Origin of the sequence: Flavobacterium tructae (assembly GCF_002217475.1) — a bacterium.
GTDB classification, from domain to species: Bacteria; Bacteroidota; Bacteroidia; order Flavobacteriales; family Flavobacteriaceae; genus Flavobacterium; species Flavobacterium tructae.
Map to the genome: position 1 here is coordinate 394,994 of NZ_MUHH01000017.1, position 16,630 is coordinate 411,623.

Annotated in this window: 12 protein-coding genes and 1 tRNA gene; 9 read left to right on the plus strand and 4 right to left on the minus strand. The window is 36.2% G+C overall.

The window, feature by feature from the left end; genetic code table 11:
- Positions 1-105 precede the first annotated feature (105 nt).
- On the minus strand, positions 106-1,137 hold the full coding sequence (locus B0A80_RS06710) for a LacI family DNA-binding transcriptional regulator (RefSeq protein WP_017494772.1): 1,032 nt from the start codon (positions 1,135-1,137) through the stop codon (positions 106-108).
- A 237-nt stretch (positions 1,138-1,374) separates the two neighbouring features.
- Between B0A80_RS06710 and B0A80_RS06715 the strand changes: the two genes are divergently transcribed.
- The 4 genes from B0A80_RS06715 to B0A80_RS06730 all read left to right on the plus strand — a co-directional run bounded on the left by B0A80_RS06715 (position 1,375) and on the right by B0A80_RS06730 (position 10,089).
- Positions 1,375-4,350 (plus strand): SusC/RagA family TonB-linked outer membrane protein, encoded by a 2,976-nt coding sequence (locus B0A80_RS06715; RefSeq protein ID WP_017494773.1) that lies wholly within the window; start codon positions 1,375-1,377, stop codon positions 4,348-4,350.
- Positions 4,351-4,387: 37 nt separating this feature from the next.
- Positions 4,388-6,016, plus strand: a complete 1,629-nt coding sequence (locus B0A80_RS06720; RefSeq protein WP_070906562.1) for a RagB/SusD family nutrient uptake outer membrane protein — start codon at positions 4,388-4,390, stop codon at positions 6,014-6,016.
- Positions 6,017-6,033: 17 nt separating this feature from the next.
- The gene (locus B0A80_RS06725; RefSeq protein WP_089076810.1) at positions 6,034-7,131 is read left to right on the plus strand and encodes a SusE domain-containing protein; all 1,098 of its coding nucleotides are present in this window, start codon (positions 6,034-6,036) and stop codon (positions 7,129-7,131) included.
- 84 nt (positions 7,132-7,215) lie between these two features.
- Positions 7,216-10,089, plus strand: a complete 2,874-nt coding sequence (locus tag B0A80_RS06730) for an alpha-amylase family glycosyl hydrolase (RefSeq protein ID WP_089076811.1) — start codon at positions 7,216-7,218, stop codon at positions 10,087-10,089.
- A gap of 104 nt (positions 10,090-10,193) precedes the next feature.
- Here B0A80_RS06730 and B0A80_RS06735 read toward each other — a convergent pair whose 3' ends face one another.
- The 3 genes from B0A80_RS06735 to B0A80_RS06745 form a co-directional block, all read right to left on the minus strand.
- Complete coding sequence (locus B0A80_RS06735; RefSeq protein ID WP_070905972.1) at positions 10,194-10,424, minus strand: DUF6814 family protein; 231 nt, start codon at positions 10,422-10,424, stop codon at positions 10,194-10,196.
- Positions 10,425-10,434: 10 nt separating this feature from the next.
- Positions 10,435-11,931, minus strand: coding sequence for an MFS transporter (locus tag B0A80_RS06740; protein WP_089076812.1), 1,497 nt, complete (start codon positions 11,929-11,931; stop codon positions 10,435-10,437).
- A gap of 481 nt (positions 11,932-12,412) precedes the next feature.
- A tRNA-Phe gene (locus B0A80_RS06745) sits at positions 12,413-12,488 on the minus strand.
- Between the two features lie 104 nt (positions 12,489-12,592).
- On the opposite strand from B0A80_RS06745, the gene B0A80_RS06750 reads away from it, so the two are divergent.
- The 5 genes from B0A80_RS06750 to B0A80_RS06770 are packed head-to-tail and all read left to right on the plus strand — an operon-like array spanning position 12,593 to position 16,626.
- Positions 12,593-13,327, plus strand: coding sequence for a type III pantothenate kinase (locus B0A80_RS06750; protein ID WP_026109799.1), 735 nt, complete (start codon positions 12,593-12,595; stop codon positions 13,325-13,327).
- A complete protein-coding gene (locus tag B0A80_RS06755) occupies positions 13,320-14,552 on the plus strand; it encodes a hypothetical protein (RefSeq protein ID WP_089076813.1) in 1,233 nt (410 codons plus the stop codon). Before B0A80_RS06750 ends, B0A80_RS06755 begins: the two co-directional genes overlap by 8 nt.
- 52 nt (positions 14,553-14,604) lie before the next feature.
- A complete protein-coding gene (lptC, locus tag B0A80_RS06760) occupies positions 14,605-15,156 on the plus strand; it encodes an LPS export ABC transporter periplasmic protein LptC (RefSeq protein WP_017494780.1) in 552 nt (183 codons plus the stop codon).
- 12 nt (positions 15,157-15,168) lie between these two features.
- The gene (locus tag B0A80_RS06765; protein WP_017494781.1) at positions 15,169-15,363 is read left to right on the plus strand and encodes a hypothetical protein; all 195 of its coding nucleotides are present in this window, start codon (positions 15,169-15,171) and stop codon (positions 15,361-15,363) included.
- A 3-nt stretch (positions 15,364-15,366) separates the two neighbouring features.
- Complete coding sequence (locus B0A80_RS06770; RefSeq protein ID WP_070905962.1) at positions 15,367-16,626, plus strand: hemolysin family protein; 1,260 nt, start codon at positions 15,367-15,369, stop codon at positions 16,624-16,626.
- Positions 16,627-16,630 lie beyond the last annotated feature (4 nt).

Here is a 16,630-nt window from a genome sequence, read left to right on the forward strand (position 1 = left end):
AAAAGCTTTGAGCAGGCGTAAAAGTATTAATTATTTTTTTAAATACGCTAACAAAAAAGTCATAAATGTTATTTGTGACTTTAGAAAATCTTGATTTTTAGGTTTTTAGTCAGTAGATTCTCTTTTTATCAGATGGGTTTCAATAACTTCTGTGGTGTAATTTTCGTTCTCTTCTTCATCGTCCTCATGTTCCGCTTCGAGTCTTTCGATCAGCATTTTAGCGGCTTTATTCCCCATTTTTTCACCACTCTGGCTTACGGTGGTGATGCTTGGAGTAGAGTATTTAGAAATAATCCCGTCAGTAAAGGCAATTACAGCGATATCTTCGGGAACTTTGAGGCCCATTTTGCTTGCGGTTTTGATAATGGTTACCGCAAAAAGCTCATTTACGGCAAAAACAGCATCAAACGCACGGTCATGCAATAACTGACTGATGGTGATTTCGCAAGTGTCTACATCTTCGATTTTTATGATTAAATCTTCATTAAAAGGCAATCCATTATCGAGAAGTGCTTTTTCGTAACCGTCGGTTCTGAGTTTTCCCACACTTACATAATCTACGGTAGTGACCAGCGCGATTTTTTTGCGGCCGTTGTCAATCAGACTCTGAACGGCTTCATAAGCAGCTGCTTTGTCATCAATAATGACTTTGTCGCATAAAATATCATTGGTGACACGGTCGAACATAACTACCGGCATTCCCTGATTGATAACCTCGGTAATGTGGTGAAAATCACCTTTGTATTGTGTTTCTTTAGAGAGTGACATGATAAAGCCATCGATACTTCCGTTGGCTAACATTTCCATATTTAAAACTTCTTTATCGAAAGAATCGTCAGACAAACAGATCACAACGCTGTAGCCATTTTCATTGGCAACCTGTTCAATTCCGTTGATCACGGTAGAGAAAAAATGATGTACAATTTCCGGAATGATAATACCAATACTTTTGGTTTTTCGATTTTTTAAACTAAGGGCAATATTGTTGGGCTTGTAGTTGTAAAACTTTGCAAATGCCTGCACTTTTGCGCGCGTTTCTTCTCCTATTTCCTGACTGTCTCTTAGTGATTTTGAGACCGTTGAAATAGAGACGTCAAGTTCCTTTGCGATCTGCTTTAGGGTTATTTTACGTTTCATAGTTGTTATTTGAAAAAAATCTAATTGTTAATAAAGGTATCTTTTATTTCTAAAATCGACAATTTTTGACTTAAAAGATTACAAAAAAAAGAAAGTTTTCAACACTACCACGTTTTCGTAAACCAATAAAAAAGCCAACCGGTTGGTCATGTTAATTAATTCCTAATTTTGAAATTCGAAGTAAAATTAAAAACTTAACTAACAATCAAAAACTCAAACTAAATTTAAACAAAAAGTATGAAAACAATTTACAAAAAGTTGTTATTTTTATTCCTCTTGTTGCCGTTTACTGTGTTAGCTCAAAGCACTTTAACCGGAACAGTTGTCGATTTGGCAACGGGACAGCCAATCCCGGGAGTAAATGTAAATGTACAGGGTGCTCCCGGTGGAGCATCAACAGATTTTGACGGTAAATTTCAGTTATCTAATGTAAAAAATGGGGACAAAATTTTGGTTTCATTTATTGGATATAAAACGTCAACTGTAGCTTATAATGGTCAAAAAACACTAAACGTTTCTTTGGAAGAAGATACCAATCAGCTTAAAGAAGTTGTCGTGCAAGTAGGTTACGGTACGGTTAAGAAAAAGGATGCAACAGGTTCTGTATCTCAAATCGCTGCAAAAGACTTCAACAAAGGAATTAACGTGACTCCGGAGAGTTTAATTAGCGGTCGTATCTCAGGTGTGAATGTAACGGGAGGTGGTGCTCCGGGAGCTAAAGCAGATATCAGAATTCGTGGAGGATCTTCTTTAAATGCTTCAAACGAGCCATTAATTGTTTTAGACGGACTTCCGTTAAGCAATGCAGTACCAAGCGGTTCTACCAGTATTTTATCTACCATTGACCCTAATGATATTGAATCTTTTACAGTACTTAAAGATGCATCTGCTGCTGCAATCTACGGATCAAGAGCTGCAAATGGTGTAATCGTAATTACAACTAAAAAAGGATCAAAAGGTGGGGTTAAAGTGAACTTCAGTTCTCAGGTTGGTATCAATACAGTAGCCAATACAGTGGATGTAATGAGTGCTGATCAATACAGAGAATTAGTAAAAACCAAAGGTACTCCTGCACAACAGGCTTTACTAGGGAATGCAAATACAAACTGGCAGGATGAAATTTTTCATACAGCCTTGACAACCAACAATAATATTTCTGTAAGCGGTTCTTTATTTGATAAATTGCCAGTACGTTTATCTGTTGGTAATATTGATAATCCTGGAATCTTAAGAAACACTTCTTTTGAAAGAACTACGACATCGATATCGTTAAATCCGGTATTGTTTGACAATCATTTAAAAATCGATATTAGCGGAAATTTAGCTTTCGGTAAAAATCAATTTCAGGATGAGGGTGGAGTTATCGGAAGCGCTATCGGATTTGATCCTACGCAACCGGTTTATAAGACAGGTTCTCGTTATGGAGGATATTTTGAATGGTTGGAGCCAAACGGAAATTTACCGTTATTACCAGCAAGAAATCCTGTAGCAAGATTAAATCAGGATAACAGAAGAGCAACTTCAACCAGAAAATGGGGGAATGTTAGAGTAGATTATAAACTTCACTTTTTTGAAGATTTAAGAGTTGTTGCTGAAGCAGGTATCGACAGATTTGACAGCAGCGGATTTACTGAAGTAAGTACACAAAGTATTTTAGGATTTCAGCCAAAAGCATTCAGCGATCCGGGTTATGTAAATCTTGGAAACTATTCGAGATATACGGATGCACTTCAAAATAAAAACTTAAATGCTTATTTTAATTATACTAAAGATTTAGGAAAAATTAAAATTGATGCAACGGCAGGTTATAACTACCAATTATTTCAAAAAGAAAAATATTCATCTGGAGAAACAAGACAGCCAAATCCTAATGAGGACGTAGCTACAGATCCGGATGTGAACTTACAATCGTTCTTCGGACGTTTGAATTTAGGGTATGACAGCAGATATTTACTGACTTTAAATTACAGAAGAGACGGAACTTCTCGTTTTTCTAAAGACAACAGATGGGGAAATTTTGCAGGAGGTGCTTTTGCATGGAATGTTGCTGAAGAAGCTTTCTTAAAAGGGAATTCAACGGTTTCAAGTTTGAAATTAAGAGTGGGTTACGGAACGACAGGACAACAGGATATCTCTGCTCAGTACGATTATTTACAAAGGGTAACTTTAGGAACAATTAACTCACAATACATTTTTGGTAATACCATTTATCCAACTGCAAGACCAGAAGGATATAACGAAAATATCAAATGGGAAGAATTGGCAGAATCTAACATTGGTATCGATTACGGATTCTTCAATGACAGAATTACAGGATCTATCAACTATTTTGATAAAAAATCATCTGATTTGTTAGCGGATATCGCAGTTCCTGATGGTGCTAATATTAGAAATCAAGGTTTCTTTAATATTGGAAGTGTAAGAACAAAAGGGGTTGAATTTAGTATTGCTTCTGATATTATTAAAAGTGATAATCTGACTTGGAATGTAGCTTTTAACACGACTTATATCGATCAGAATATTTCGGAATTAGGAATTACAGTTCCTGGTTTTCAGGGGTACTTAACGGGAGATAATATCGCCGGAGGAAACGGAAATAAAATCCTGATTAACTCAGTAGGTTATGCACCAAATTCATTTTTTGTATACGAGCAATTATACGATGCAAACAAAAGACCAATTGCCGGGGCTTATGTAGACAGAAACGGAGACGGAAAAATTGATACGGCTGACCGTTACAGAGCTGGAAAAGCTGCACCTGATTATACTTTTGGATTGTTTTCTACCTTAAACTACAAAAAGTTTGACTTTACAATGAACTGGAGAGCAAGTGTAGGTAATAAGATTTTTGATAACGTAAGTTCTAATTTAGGGTATTCTGATGCGGGATTAAGAAGACAAACAGATTTGTCTAACGTAAGTTCAGACTACTACAATACTGGTTTCACTTTTGAAGACAATGGTACATCACGTTACTTGTCTGACTATTTTGTGAAAGATGCTTCTTTTATCAAATTAGACAACGTTACACTTGGATATACTTTTGATAAAACGATCATTAAAGGTGCTTCTTTAAGATTTACAGCTGGAGTTCAGAATGTTTTCATTCTAACAAAATACAATGGTTTAGATCCTGAGAAATTCAACGGAATTGATAATAACGTTTATCCGAGAGCAAGAACATTCTTGTTTGGTGTAAATGCGAATTTCTAATAGTAGACTGAAAATCAAAAATTTAAAAACAAACAAAATGAAAATATCATTTAAATATATATCTTATTTTTTCCTATTCGTTTTAGGATTAAGTATGACGCTTACTTCGTGTACGGACGACTTAAACGTGACGCCAAAGGATGATGATGAATTTTTATCAGAAACCTTTTTTAAAGATCCGGCCTCGTACAAACAGGTTTTAGCTAAATTATATGCAGGTTTGTATGTTGGAGGTAATGATGGTGATGGTGATGCGGCTATACCTGGAAAAAACCCTGATATCGCTGGACTTGGTGGTGACTTTAGCAGTTACTTAAGATTACTTTTTGTGACACAGGAATTTACCACAGATGAAGCGATTATTGCCTGGGCTGATGGTACTTTACCAACTTTGAATGCGCAAACATGGTCTCCTGCAAATGAGTTTTTGGAAGGGACTTTCTCCAGAGCGTTTTACCACATTAGTGTTGCGAATGAGTTTTTAAGACAAACAACAGAAGAGAAATTAGCGTCAAGAAATGTTGATGCCAAGCTGAAAGCTGATATCGCTAACTTTAGAGCTGAGGCTCGTTTCTTAAGAGCTTTCTCTTATTACAACTTAATGGATTTGTTCGGAAATGTGCCAATTACAACAGAAAAAGACCCTGTTGGATTCTTTTATCCGGAGCAAAAAACAAGAGCGGAAGTTTTTGCTTTTGTTGAATCTGAATTGAAGGACTTAGACAATAGCTTAGTAGCTTCAAAAGCAAATGAATATGGAAGAGTGGATAAAACCGCTGCCAAATTTTTATTGGCGCAAGTTTATTTGAACGCTAAAGTATACATTGGTGTAGACAAGAACAATGAAGCTGCAACATTGTGTAATGAAATTATTACGAGTTCAGGTTATACTTTCGCAAATGTTCCGTACAGATACTTATTCTCTGCAGATAATAACAGAAATGGCGCTCAGTCTGAAGTTATTTTCCCAATTGTTAGTGATGGTAATGCCATTAGAGCAACTGGTGGAGGAATGAGTTTTATCATGCACGCTTCTATTGGAGGTAGCATGGATGCAGCATCCAGAGGAATGGATGGTGGATGGCAAGGGATTAGAACTCGTAAAGAGTTTGTAGCTCTTTTTCCTGATGCAACTGCAACAGGGGATAAAAGAGGAACATTCTATACGAATGGACAATCATTAGACATTAATAATGTATCGACCTTTACGGATGGTTATGCAGTAACAAAATACATCAATAAAAATGCGGATGGTTCTGCAGCACAAAGAAATGATATTCCGGATATTGATTTTCCAATGTTCAGATTAACAGATGCTTATTTAATGTATGCTGAGGCTACTCTTAGAGGAGCTACCAGCGGTAATCTTAATACAGCTTTAGGATACGTAAACCAAATTAGAGGCAGAGCGGGTGCACCGGCAATTACACTTCCACAGTTAACACTTGATTTTATCTTAGATGAAAGAGGAAGAGAATTGTTTTGGGAATGTCACAGAAGAACTGATTTAATTCGTTTTGGTAAGTTTAGTGGAGGATCTAAAATCTGGCAATGGAAAGGTGGAATTATGGCGGGAGCAGCAACTGCATCTTTCAGAGATTTAATGCCAATTCCTGCAAGAAATATCCAAGCCAATCCAACATTGAAGCAAAATCCTGGGTATTAACTTTATAAAACATTAAAATGAAAAATATATATAAAATTTTAATCGCATTTATTGGTGTTTTAGCTGTTTCATGTAATGCCGATGATGTAGAGAACAGACAAATTGTTGATGCTGTTGCGACACCTGAAATTACGGCACCTGCAACAGGAAAAGCATTTGTTTTAGATGTGGATAAACCTTCACAGGAAGTGGCCAAATTTACATGGTCTAAAGCAACCTATTCTGCTCCTGTAGTAGTAAGTTATACGTTGTTGATTGATAAAAAAGGAGGTGATTTTTCGAAAGCAGTTACGCTGGAAAGAACCACAAATATAGCCGAGGTTGCAGTGCTTGCAAAAGATTTGAACCAGGCAGCGATTGATCTTGGAGCTCAAACAGAAGTGGCTTCTTTATTTGATGTCAAAATAGCGTCAAGCGTTTCAGGCGGAGTTCCACAGGTTTCTAAAACACTAATCACAATTAGTGTAACGCCTTATACCGGAAAAGTAGATTACAAATTTACAGAATGGTATTTAGTTGGTGATGCAACGGTTTCAGGATGGGACAATAATAAAGGAAACCAAATTTTATTCAGAAATCCAAAAAATCCTAACGAATATACATTTACAGGATTCTTTAAAGCGGGTGCTTTTAAAGCCATTAGTACTTTAGGCAGCTGGGCTCCAATGTATGGTGGTGCAGGTGATGTTTTAGTGTACAGAGGAAAAGAATCTGACGCTGATCCGGCTAGTTTTGTAATTGCAACTCAAGGGTATTACACCTTTAAAATCGATGTGCAAAAACTAACGTACAAACTAACTCCGTATGATGCGTCTGCTGCTAAAACATATGGTACAGTTGGTATCATTGGCGATAGTACACCAGGAGGCTGGAATACATCGACAGCGATGAAAAAATCTACGTTCAACGATCATATCTGGACTCTGGGAGTAACGGCGTTGAAAGATGGAGGGCTTAAATTCAGAGCAGATGATAAATGGGACGTTTCATGGGGAGGAACTACTCCATTCTCAGGAGGAGGTTCCGGTGAAAATATACCAGTAGCAAAATCTAAATATGTTATTTATTTTAATGATTTAGACGGAAGCTATTTAATGATTCCAAATCAGGAATAATTTTTTACTGAAATTGAAAGGGCTATCTGTTAGAAGATAGCCCTTTTTTTAGTCAGACTAACTAACCAACCAATCAACCACATTATGAAAAAAACTTTACTATGGATCACATTTTTGTGGTCTGTGGCTACTTTTGCCCAAACGCAAACGGTAAGCTACTCCGTAAGTCCGTCAACTTTTGAAGAGACTACACCCATTACCATCACCATTAACGGTACCAGTGTTGATGAGAATAGCTGGGGAATTACCGATCATTCCTTGTATATGTGGGCCTGGGCTTTTGATACCAACGATACTACTCAGAAGGGAAGTCCGGATAATGGTTCCTGGGATGCCTCAAGCGAGGCGAGCAAGTTTACCTATAATTCGGGTACAGACACGTATACCAAAACCATTACGCCAACAGTTTATTACAATACCACAGGGATTGGAAGAATTGGTTTTTTGGTAAAAGCCAAAAACGGAAATGGTGATAAAAAATCGCAGGATATTTTAGTAGAAGTAGGCAGCTTTCAGGTAAGCCTCACTAGTCCTGCAGAAAATAGTACAACAATTATTGTTTCAGGAGCAAATTTTAATATAGTAGCCACCAATACAAATGGTGCGGCAAGCTACCTCTTGAAGTCAAATGGAGCGACCATTAATACCAATACAAGTACGGCAAGTTATTCTTATTCTCACTCAAATATTACAAGCAATCAAATTTATGAACTGAGTGTGACTCAGGGAGCAACTACTATTGTAAAGAAGTTTTCGGTTGTGGTAAATCCAAATACGGTTTTAGAAACAATGCCGGCGGACTTGACAGACGGAATAAACTACAATCTGGCCGATGCCACAAAAGCGACTTTGGTTTTGGATGCGCCTTTAAAAGACTTTGTATACGTTGCCGGAAGTTTTAATAATTGGCAGCCTTCATCGGCTTATGCTATGAAAAAAGACCCTGTTTCGGGCAAATTTTGGCTGGAATTAACAGGTTTGGTTTCAGGCGCAAATAATACGTATCAATATTGGGTGGTAGATACAACACCATTGGCTAATTCACCTTCGATGGTAAAAACGGCCGATCCGTATTCCACTTTGGTGTTATCACCTTATGATGATCCTTCTATTCCTTCAGCTTCTTATGCCAACATGCCTGTTTATCCGGCAGGACAGAATTTTGAAGTTACCGTTCTAAAAACCGGACAAACACCATACAATTGGCAGGTGACCAACTTCATAAAACCTGAAAAAGAAAAGTTAGTAGTTTATGAAGTTTTGGTTCGTGATTTTGATGCAGCCAGAAACTATCAAAGTTTAATAGACCGTATCGATTATTTCAAAAACCTTAAAATAAATGCCATCGAATTAATGCCGGTAATGGAGTTTGAAGGCAATGAAAGTTGGGGTTACAATACCTCTTTTCATATGGCTTTGGATAAATTTTACGGGACTTCAGATAAGTTAAAAGAATTCATCGACTTATGCCATCAAAATGGAATTGCAGTAATTCTGGACGTTGCTTTAAATCATGCTTTCGGAAGAAATCCTATGGTGAGAATGTGGATGAATGATCCGGATGGAGATGGTTTTGGTTCGCCAACTGCCGAAAACCCTTATTTTAATACAGTGGCTAAACATGCCTACAATGTGGGGGAAGATTTCAATCACCAGTCACTAAAAACGCAGAACTATGTCGATCGTGTTGTCAAGCAATGGATCGAAGAATATAAAATTGACGGTTTTCGTTGGGATTTAACCAAAGGTTTTACACAAAATTGTACAGCTTCTGATGGAGCCTGTACAGATGCCTATCAACAAGACAGGGTAGATGTACTAAAGAAATATGCTGATTATTCATGGAGTTTGGATCCTACGCATTATACAATTTTCGAACACCTGGGATCTGATACTGAGGAAAAAGAGTGGGCGAATTACAGAATTGCTGAGACACCTTCTAAAGGAGTAATGATGTGGGGGAAAATGACAGGACCCTACAACCAATTGTCAATGGGGTACGCAAGTGAGAGTAATATTTCAAGAATGTCTAGCGGAAGTCATGGTTTTACCGCAAACCGATTAATGGGATATGCTGAAAGTCATGATGAAGAACGTTTGATGTATAAAAACATACAATATGGAAATTCAGGAACGGGCTATAATGTAAAAACGTTAGATACGGCCTTGTCCAGAATGTCGGCAATTGGTGCCGTTTCGTTATTAGTTCCGGGGCCAAAAATGATCTGGCATTTTGGAGAATTAGGATGGGAGAATTCTATTTTTACCTGTAATGATAATTCGGTTAACAATGATTTTGATGGCGTTGCAGGCGATTGTAAACTAGATACAAAGCCACAGCCTCAATGGGTCAATAATTGGCTGGGTAATTCAGCGCGTAGTAAAATTTACACTGACTGGGCAAAGATGATTACCTTGAAAATAAAGGAGCCTGTGTTTTTAGGAACTCCTGTAATTGCAAATACAAATTCTTTATCAGTTAATATTAAAATTACAAATCCGGCCTTGTCTTCAACTCAGTTAAAGGATGTTTTAATAGTGGCAAATTTTGATGTTACTGCACAAAATGTTCCAACAGGTTTTCAATATACAGGTACCTGGTATAATTTGATGGACAATACTACTATTAATGTTACTGACGTAAATGCTCCCTTAAATCTTCCTGCGGGAGAGTATAGAATTTATGGTAATAAAGTAGCAAATTTAGCCATTACGGATTTTGAAAAAGGAAGTGCAGTTCATCTGTATCCCAACCCGGTTACAGACTATTTTACTTTAAATGTACCAGTGTCAAAAGTTCAGGTATATGCAGTTTCGGGGCAATTAGTGAAAAGCTTTAATGCGAAAGAAAATAAGGATTCTCAGTTTGCTGTAAACGATTTGAAAACAGGCTTATATCTTGTGAAAGCAGTTGATGAGAACGGACATACTCAGGTAATGAAATTTGTTAAAAAATAATTTATCGAAATAAATAGAAAAATAGAACCTACAGGTAAAAGATTTTTGGTTTTGTTAGTGGTGAGAAAGGACTGTCTGTTTTTAGACAGTCCTTTCGTTTTTAATTATCTTTTTATTTTAGTATTGTATTCTCCTGCTACAGCAAAATAGCCAAAAGTACCTAGCCCCAAAACAATTAATGGAGTAAGAATGAAAAGAATAATGATTCCGAATACAAGATCGTCTTGTTTGTCTGAAAGCAGTTTAGGTAAGCCAAATTCGAAAATGCAGAAATAAGTCGCTGCAATTGCCAGTATAATCCACAGAACACCTAAAGCTTGTTTAATTGAATTCATAAATAGTATATTAAAGGTGATTTGTTTTATTTTTATTATCGATGTAAACCATTCCAATTACAAAACATACTGAGGCTATAATAATTGGGTACCAAAGTCCGTCAAGATAAAAATCATCTTTTCCGGCAGCTTTAGCATGAGTTACAAAATAAGTTGAAATTGCCGGGAGTAGTCCGCCAAAAATTCCGTTCCCTACATGATAGGGAAGTGACATCGAAGTATATCTGATTTTAGTTGGAAACAGTTCAACTAAAAACGCTGCAATTGGGCCGTAAACCATGGTAACAAATAAAACCTGAATGAAAACTAAGAAAATTAAAGTCCATTCATCATTAGAATTGATATTTATAATAACACTGCTTTGAGATTCTTTTTGATCGGCAAAGTTTGTTTTCTTTTCTGTATACGTAGTTCCGTCTGTATAGGTTTTTGAAATAGTGGTAATGGTTTGATTTTCTTTAAAAACAGCTGTATTTGTAGTTGTTTTCTCGGCTATTTCAGTCTTGTGCTTTAGATCGGTTGTGTTGTACATCTTTTTGTAAATAGGTCTGTAAAACAAAATAGCAAGCAACATTCCTCCCATCATAATATGTTTTCGTCCGATTTTATCACTCAGCCATCCAAAAAAAATAAAGAATGGTGTTCCGAACAACAATGCGATTCCCAGTAATTCATCTACTTGTGACGAATTAATATTCATCACTGTTTTCATAAAACTCATGGCATAAAATTGCCCCGTGTACCAAACCACACCTTGCCCCATAGTAGCGCCGAACAATGCGAGTAAAACAAATTTAAGGTTATAGCGATTCCCGAAACTTTCTTTTAAAGGATTGGTACTTGTTGTTCCTTCTTTTTTAGCTTTGGCAAATACAGGAGATTCATCCATGTTTTTACGAATCAAATACGAAATTCCAATCATCACAATAGAAACCCAAAACGGAACACGCCATCCCCAGGAATCGAAATCTTCGGGCGAAAGAATATTTTTTGTAGCTAATATGACCATCAAAGAAATAAACAAACCAACTGTTGCGGTAGTTTGAATCCACGAAGTCCAATAACCCTTTTGTCCCGCAGGAGCGTGTTCTGCAACATAAGTAGCAGCTCCGCCATATTCGCCCCCAAGAGCGAGACCCTGAAGTAAACGAAGAATTAAAACCAATAAAGGAGCTAAAAAGCCAATTGTTTCGTAACTCGGAATACAGCCAATTAAAAAAGTAGAGCCTCCCATTAATAAGAGGGTAGCCATAAAAGTATATTTGCGGCCAATGATATCACCAAGTCTTCCGAAAAACAATGCCCCAAAAGGCCGCACTACAAATCCGGCAGCAAAAGTGGCTAAAGTCGATAAGAATGCAGCAGTAGGATTATCACTGGGAAAGAATTTGGTTGAAATGACGACTGCTAAACTTCCGAAAATATAAAAATCATACCATTCAATCATGGTTCCCATCGACGATGCCGAAATTACTTTCCAGATGCCCTTTGTAGAGGTATTGCTCATAAGCTTACTTTGTGTACTTGATGATGAATAAAAGTATAAAGTGTTATTTCGCGAATATATAAGATATTTTTTTATTTATTTAATGATTTTTTAACAAAAAGATAATAAAAGATATATGCTGTTTTTTAGGCAGAATAGTTATCGTAAAATATTTAGGCTATAATTTATGCCCCTGAAGAAAGTATTCGGGAACAGTTGCTCAGAGAGAGCCATAGCTATTGAATAGTGTAAAGCACTAAGGGAGATGAACATGATTGTTTAAGTCCCGAAAAGGCAGAAGCGGATCATGAGAGATGTTATTATTCTCTGGAAAATAATACATAGAATCTGTATCATCCGTGTGCTGTTTCTAACCGGAATGTGCATGAAGGATTATACAAGGAACGCAAAGTCTAATCGGAAAGAAAAAAGTTTGTGTTAGAATGTTTGATTGCGAAGGAAAGATAGTAAAAACAAAAAACCCACTCGGTTGAGTGGGTTTTGGTGGTACCTCCAGGGATCGAACCAGGGACACATGGATTTTCAGTCCATTGCTCTACCATCTGAGCTAAGGTACCGTGCTGTGCGCATTGCGGGTGCAAAGATAGAATCATTTTTCGTTTATCCAAAACATTTTTTTAAAAAAATCAATTCGTATCTTCGCCTAGCAAAAAAAACAAACATGATTTTAACGGTTGATGTTGGAAATACCCGAATTAAAGCTGCTGTATTTGAGGGTGGTACTGTTCTTGAAATTTTTACTTTTGAGAAAAATGAGCTCGAAAAAAAAATTAAAAAAATTTTAGAAAAATTTCAGAAATGCTCCGATTTGGTAGTTGCATCGGTTGGAAATATCGAAAAACAATCTTTCCTGACTTTCGAAAAGGATCTAAAAGTTCATTTTTTAACCCATGAGGATATTTTTCCCTTCACCAATAAATATGCAACTCCAAAAACATTAGGAATAGACCGAATGGTTTTGGCGGCCGGAGCAACTTTGAAATTTCCCAAACAAAACAGACTGGTAATTGATGCCGGAACTTGTATAACCTACGATTTCATCGACGAAAATGATAATTATTTAGGTGGAGCTATATCTCCGGGACTAAGGTTGCGTTACGAATCTTTGCACAATTTTACAGCCAGACTGCCGTTACTCACTTTAGAGTCTCCGGATTCCTATATTGGAGATTCCACCAAACAGGCAATTCATTCCGGAGTGGTCAATGGATTCGTCTATGAGATTGATGGTTTTATCGATGAATATCGGGCAAACTTTTCAAATTTTATAATAATTTTAACGGGAGGTGATGCAGATTTTTTGGCTAAACGATTAAAAAATACCATATTTGCCAATTCAAATTTCCTTTTGGAGAGTTTGAACCAAACATTTCAATATAAAATCGACAATGATTAAAAAAATTATAGTAAGCGCTTGTTTGCTTATCTCGTTCGTTTCATTCGCTCAGCAGGGTACCGCATCGCCTTATTCTTTCTTCGGAATTGGAGATACAAGATTTAAAGGGACCCTTGAAAACAGATCGATGTCAGGAGTTGCGGTGGAGCAGGATAGTATTCACCTGAATATTGAAAATCCTGCAAGTTATGCGAGTTTAAAGTTTACAACTTTTACAGTTGGGGGATCTTTTGGTACAACTAATCTGAAAACAGGCGAAAAATCGGAAAAAGCGCAAAGAGCTACTTTTGATTATTTGGCATTAGGAATTCCAATGGGAAAATTTGGTGCAGCGTTTGGTTTGGTTCCGTTAAGTTCTGTTGGATATAAAATTCAAAATGACCTTACAGATACAGAAGGGGCTACAAGTACTCAGCTTCAGGGAAAAGGCGGAGTTAATAAAGTGTTTTTTGGTTTAGGATATAAGATTAAAAAGAACTGGAATATTGGAGTTGATGCACAATATAATTTCGGAAAAATTACAACTAGTAGTTTAGCGCTTAGAACAAATGTTGAAAACGCAACCAGAGAAACAAATACTTCTGAGTTATCAGGTGTTAATTTTAATATTGGTACAATGTATCAAACAAAAATTGATAAAAAACTAAGTTTGTTTACCAGTTTGAATTATACGTTTGCCAGTAACTTAAATTCAAACAGCACGAGAGTTATTCAGGTAGATGGTGATTCGGATCCAATTAATACTCCTGAACAAACAAATAAACTAAAGTTGCCAAATAAAATAACCTTTGGTGCTGGTATCGGAGAAGCCAGAAAATGGTTGGTAGGTACTACCATTTCTTTTCAGGGCGAGGGACAGCTTGCAAATTTTTACAATACAAGAGATAATGTACGTTACGAAAAATATCAAAAGTATGCGATAGGCGGTTACTATATTCCTAATTATGGATCGTTCACAAGCTATTTTAGCCGAATGACGTATAGAGCCGGATTAAAATACGAGAAAATTGGTTTGGTCGTAAATAATCAAGAGATCAATGACCTAGGAATGACATTGGGTATGGGGATTCCACTTAATAACGGATCTTTTTCAAATGTTAATATTGGACTTGAGTTCGGAAAAAGAGGAACGACGTCAGCAGGTTTAGTTCAGGAAAACTATTTCAATTTTAGTATGAGCTTCTCATTTAATGATAAATGGTTCGTGAAAAGTAAATTCAATTAAACATAAACTTTTATGTTTTTTTAAGCTCATTACAATTTACTACATTTGGCAAATGAATTTATCAAAAAGATATACAATAGCGGCTGTCACAGTTTTTACTGTGACACTGTTTTTTGGGTGCGAAAGTAATTTTAAAGAAGTTCAGAAAATTAACTTCTCAGAGTTTGTTCCCGGAAGTGATGCAGATACCGTTGATATTAAATATACAGATTCCGGGCGTATAACCGGGGTTTTGAAAAGTCCTAAAATGCTGGATTATTCTAATTTGGATTTTCCATTTACCGAATTCCCAAAAGGAATTGATGTTACTTTATACGATAAAAATCAAAAGCGTACCTTTATCAGATCAAATTATGCAGTGTCTTATAAGCCAACCGGCATAATTGACTTGCAGGGAAAAGTTAGAATCACTTCTGAAGAAGGGCAAATGCTGGAAACAGAACAGCTGTACTTCGATCAGAATAACGAATGGTTTTATACCGAAAGGAAATTTAAGCTTACAGATGCAAAAGGAACCTCAAATGGGCAAGGGATAGATTTTAGTAAGGATTTTAAAGTGATTAATTCGCAGCGTGTGAGCGGCGAGATCGAATCAGACGAATAAAAAAAAGAGATTATGGGTTACATAAAATATACACAATACGTTTACATCATATTTGCCATTTACTTTATTTATGATGGTTTTACAAAGATAAACGATGGAAATGATACCGCCGCTTTAAGTTTTTTAATTGCAGGTATGGCAGTATTTATGTTCTTCTTCAGGAGGAAATTTGTCAAGAAATTTGATGACCGTAATAAAAAGCAGTAAACAATGGAAATAGGGATTATAATATTATGTCTAATATTGTCAGCCTTTTTTTCAGGAATGGAAATTGCTTTTATTTCATCTAATAAAATTTATCTTGAAATTGAAAAAAAACAAGATAATTTTGCCTCACAAATTCTAACAAAACTTACCGGAAATCCTTCAAAGTTTATTGCTGCAATGCTTATTGGCAATAACCTGGCTTTGGTTGTCTATGCCTTTTACATGGGAGATTTGATTCTGAAATGGATCATCAGTTCAGGAGGGCATTTTTCAAATTTAGCAAGTTTGCTGATTCAGACCGCTATTTCGACTTTTGTGGTTTTGGTAACTGCTGAGTTTTTTCCAAAAGTTTTTTTTCAGATTTATGCCAATTCGTTAATCAAGATTTTTGCGATTCCGGCCTATTTGTTTTATCGTTTGTTCTATTATTTCTCTACTTTTTTCATTTGGATTTCAGATTTTATTCTGCGTAAATTTTTTAAAACAGAAGGAGATCAGGTACAGTTGTATTTTAGCAAAGTTGAATTGGGGAATTATATCGCAGAACAAATGAATGCTGTTGAAGATGATGAAGAAGTAGATTCTGAAATTCAGATTTTTCAGAATGCACTGGAATTTTCAGGTGTAAAGGCTCGTGATATTATGACCCCGCGTACCGAAATTGTCGATATTGATTTGTTTGACAGTGTTACGGATCTTAAAGAGTTATTTGTAGAAACCGGATATTCAAAAATTATAGTGAGTCAAAACTCACTCGATGATATTGTGGGGTATGTGCATTCGTTTGATTTGTTTAAAAAACCAAAAACAATAAAATCGGTTTTGATGACGGTTGAATTTGTTCCTGAAACCATTTTAATAAAAGATGTATTAAATCTGTTGATCAAAAAACGAAAAAATGTGGCCGTAGTTTTGGATGAATACGGAGGGACTTCCGGAATTATTACAATAGAAGACATTGTTGAAGAGCTTTTTGGTGAGATCGAAGACGAGCATGATTTAGATGAGGAATTGATGGAGCAGGAATTGGGAGAAGGTAAGTATTTGTTCTCGACCCGATTAGATGTAGAATATCTAAATGAAACCTATAAATTAGCGATTCCTGAGGAGGATTCTTACGGGACTTTAGGTGGTTTTATTGTCAATTCGACCAAAGAAATTCCTCAAAAAGGAGAAGAAATACGAATTGGAAACTATCATTTTGTGATTGAAGAAGCCACAAATAAGAAAATAGAATTGGTTAAATTGACAATAAAAGAGTGATTTT

Coding starts and splice junctions, on each gene's coding strand:
- B0A80_RS06710 (WP_017494772.1), bottom strand. CDS start 1,137: ATGAAACGTAAAATAACCCTAAAGCAGATCGCAAAGGAACTTGACGTC.
- B0A80_RS06715 (WP_017494773.1), top strand. CDS start 1,375: ATGAAAACAATTTACAAAAAGTTGTTATTTTTATTCCTCTTGTTGCCG.
- B0A80_RS06720 (WP_070906562.1), top strand. CDS start 4,388: ATGAAAATATCATTTAAATATATATCTTATTTTTTCCTATTCGTTTTA.
- B0A80_RS06725 (WP_089076810.1), top strand. CDS start 6,034: ATGAAAAATATATATAAAATTTTAATCGCATTTATTGGTGTTTTAGCT.
- B0A80_RS06730 (WP_089076811.1), top strand. CDS start 7,216: ATGAAAAAAACTTTACTATGGATCACATTTTTGTGGTCTGTGGCTACT.
- B0A80_RS06735 (WP_070905972.1), bottom strand. CDS start 10,424: ATGAATTCAATTAAACAAGCTTTAGGTGTTCTGTGGATTATACTGGCA.
- B0A80_RS06740 (WP_089076812.1), bottom strand. CDS start 11,931: ATGAGCAATACCTCTACAAAGGGCATCTGGAAAGTAATTTCGGCATCG.
- B0A80_RS06750 (WP_026109799.1), top strand. CDS start 12,593: ATGATTTTAACGGTTGATGTTGGAAATACCCGAATTAAAGCTGCTGTA.
- B0A80_RS06755 (WP_089076813.1), top strand. CDS start 13,320: ATGATTAAAAAAATTATAGTAAGCGCTTGTTTGCTTATCTCGTTCGTT.
- lptC (WP_017494780.1), top strand. CDS start 14,605: ATGAATTTATCAAAAAGATATACAATAGCGGCTGTCACAGTTTTTACT.
- B0A80_RS06765 (WP_017494781.1), top strand. CDS start 15,169: ATGGGTTACATAAAATATACACAATACGTTTACATCATATTTGCCATT.
- B0A80_RS06770 (WP_070905962.1), top strand. CDS start 15,367: ATGGAAATAGGGATTATAATATTATGTCTAATATTGTCAGCCTTTTTT.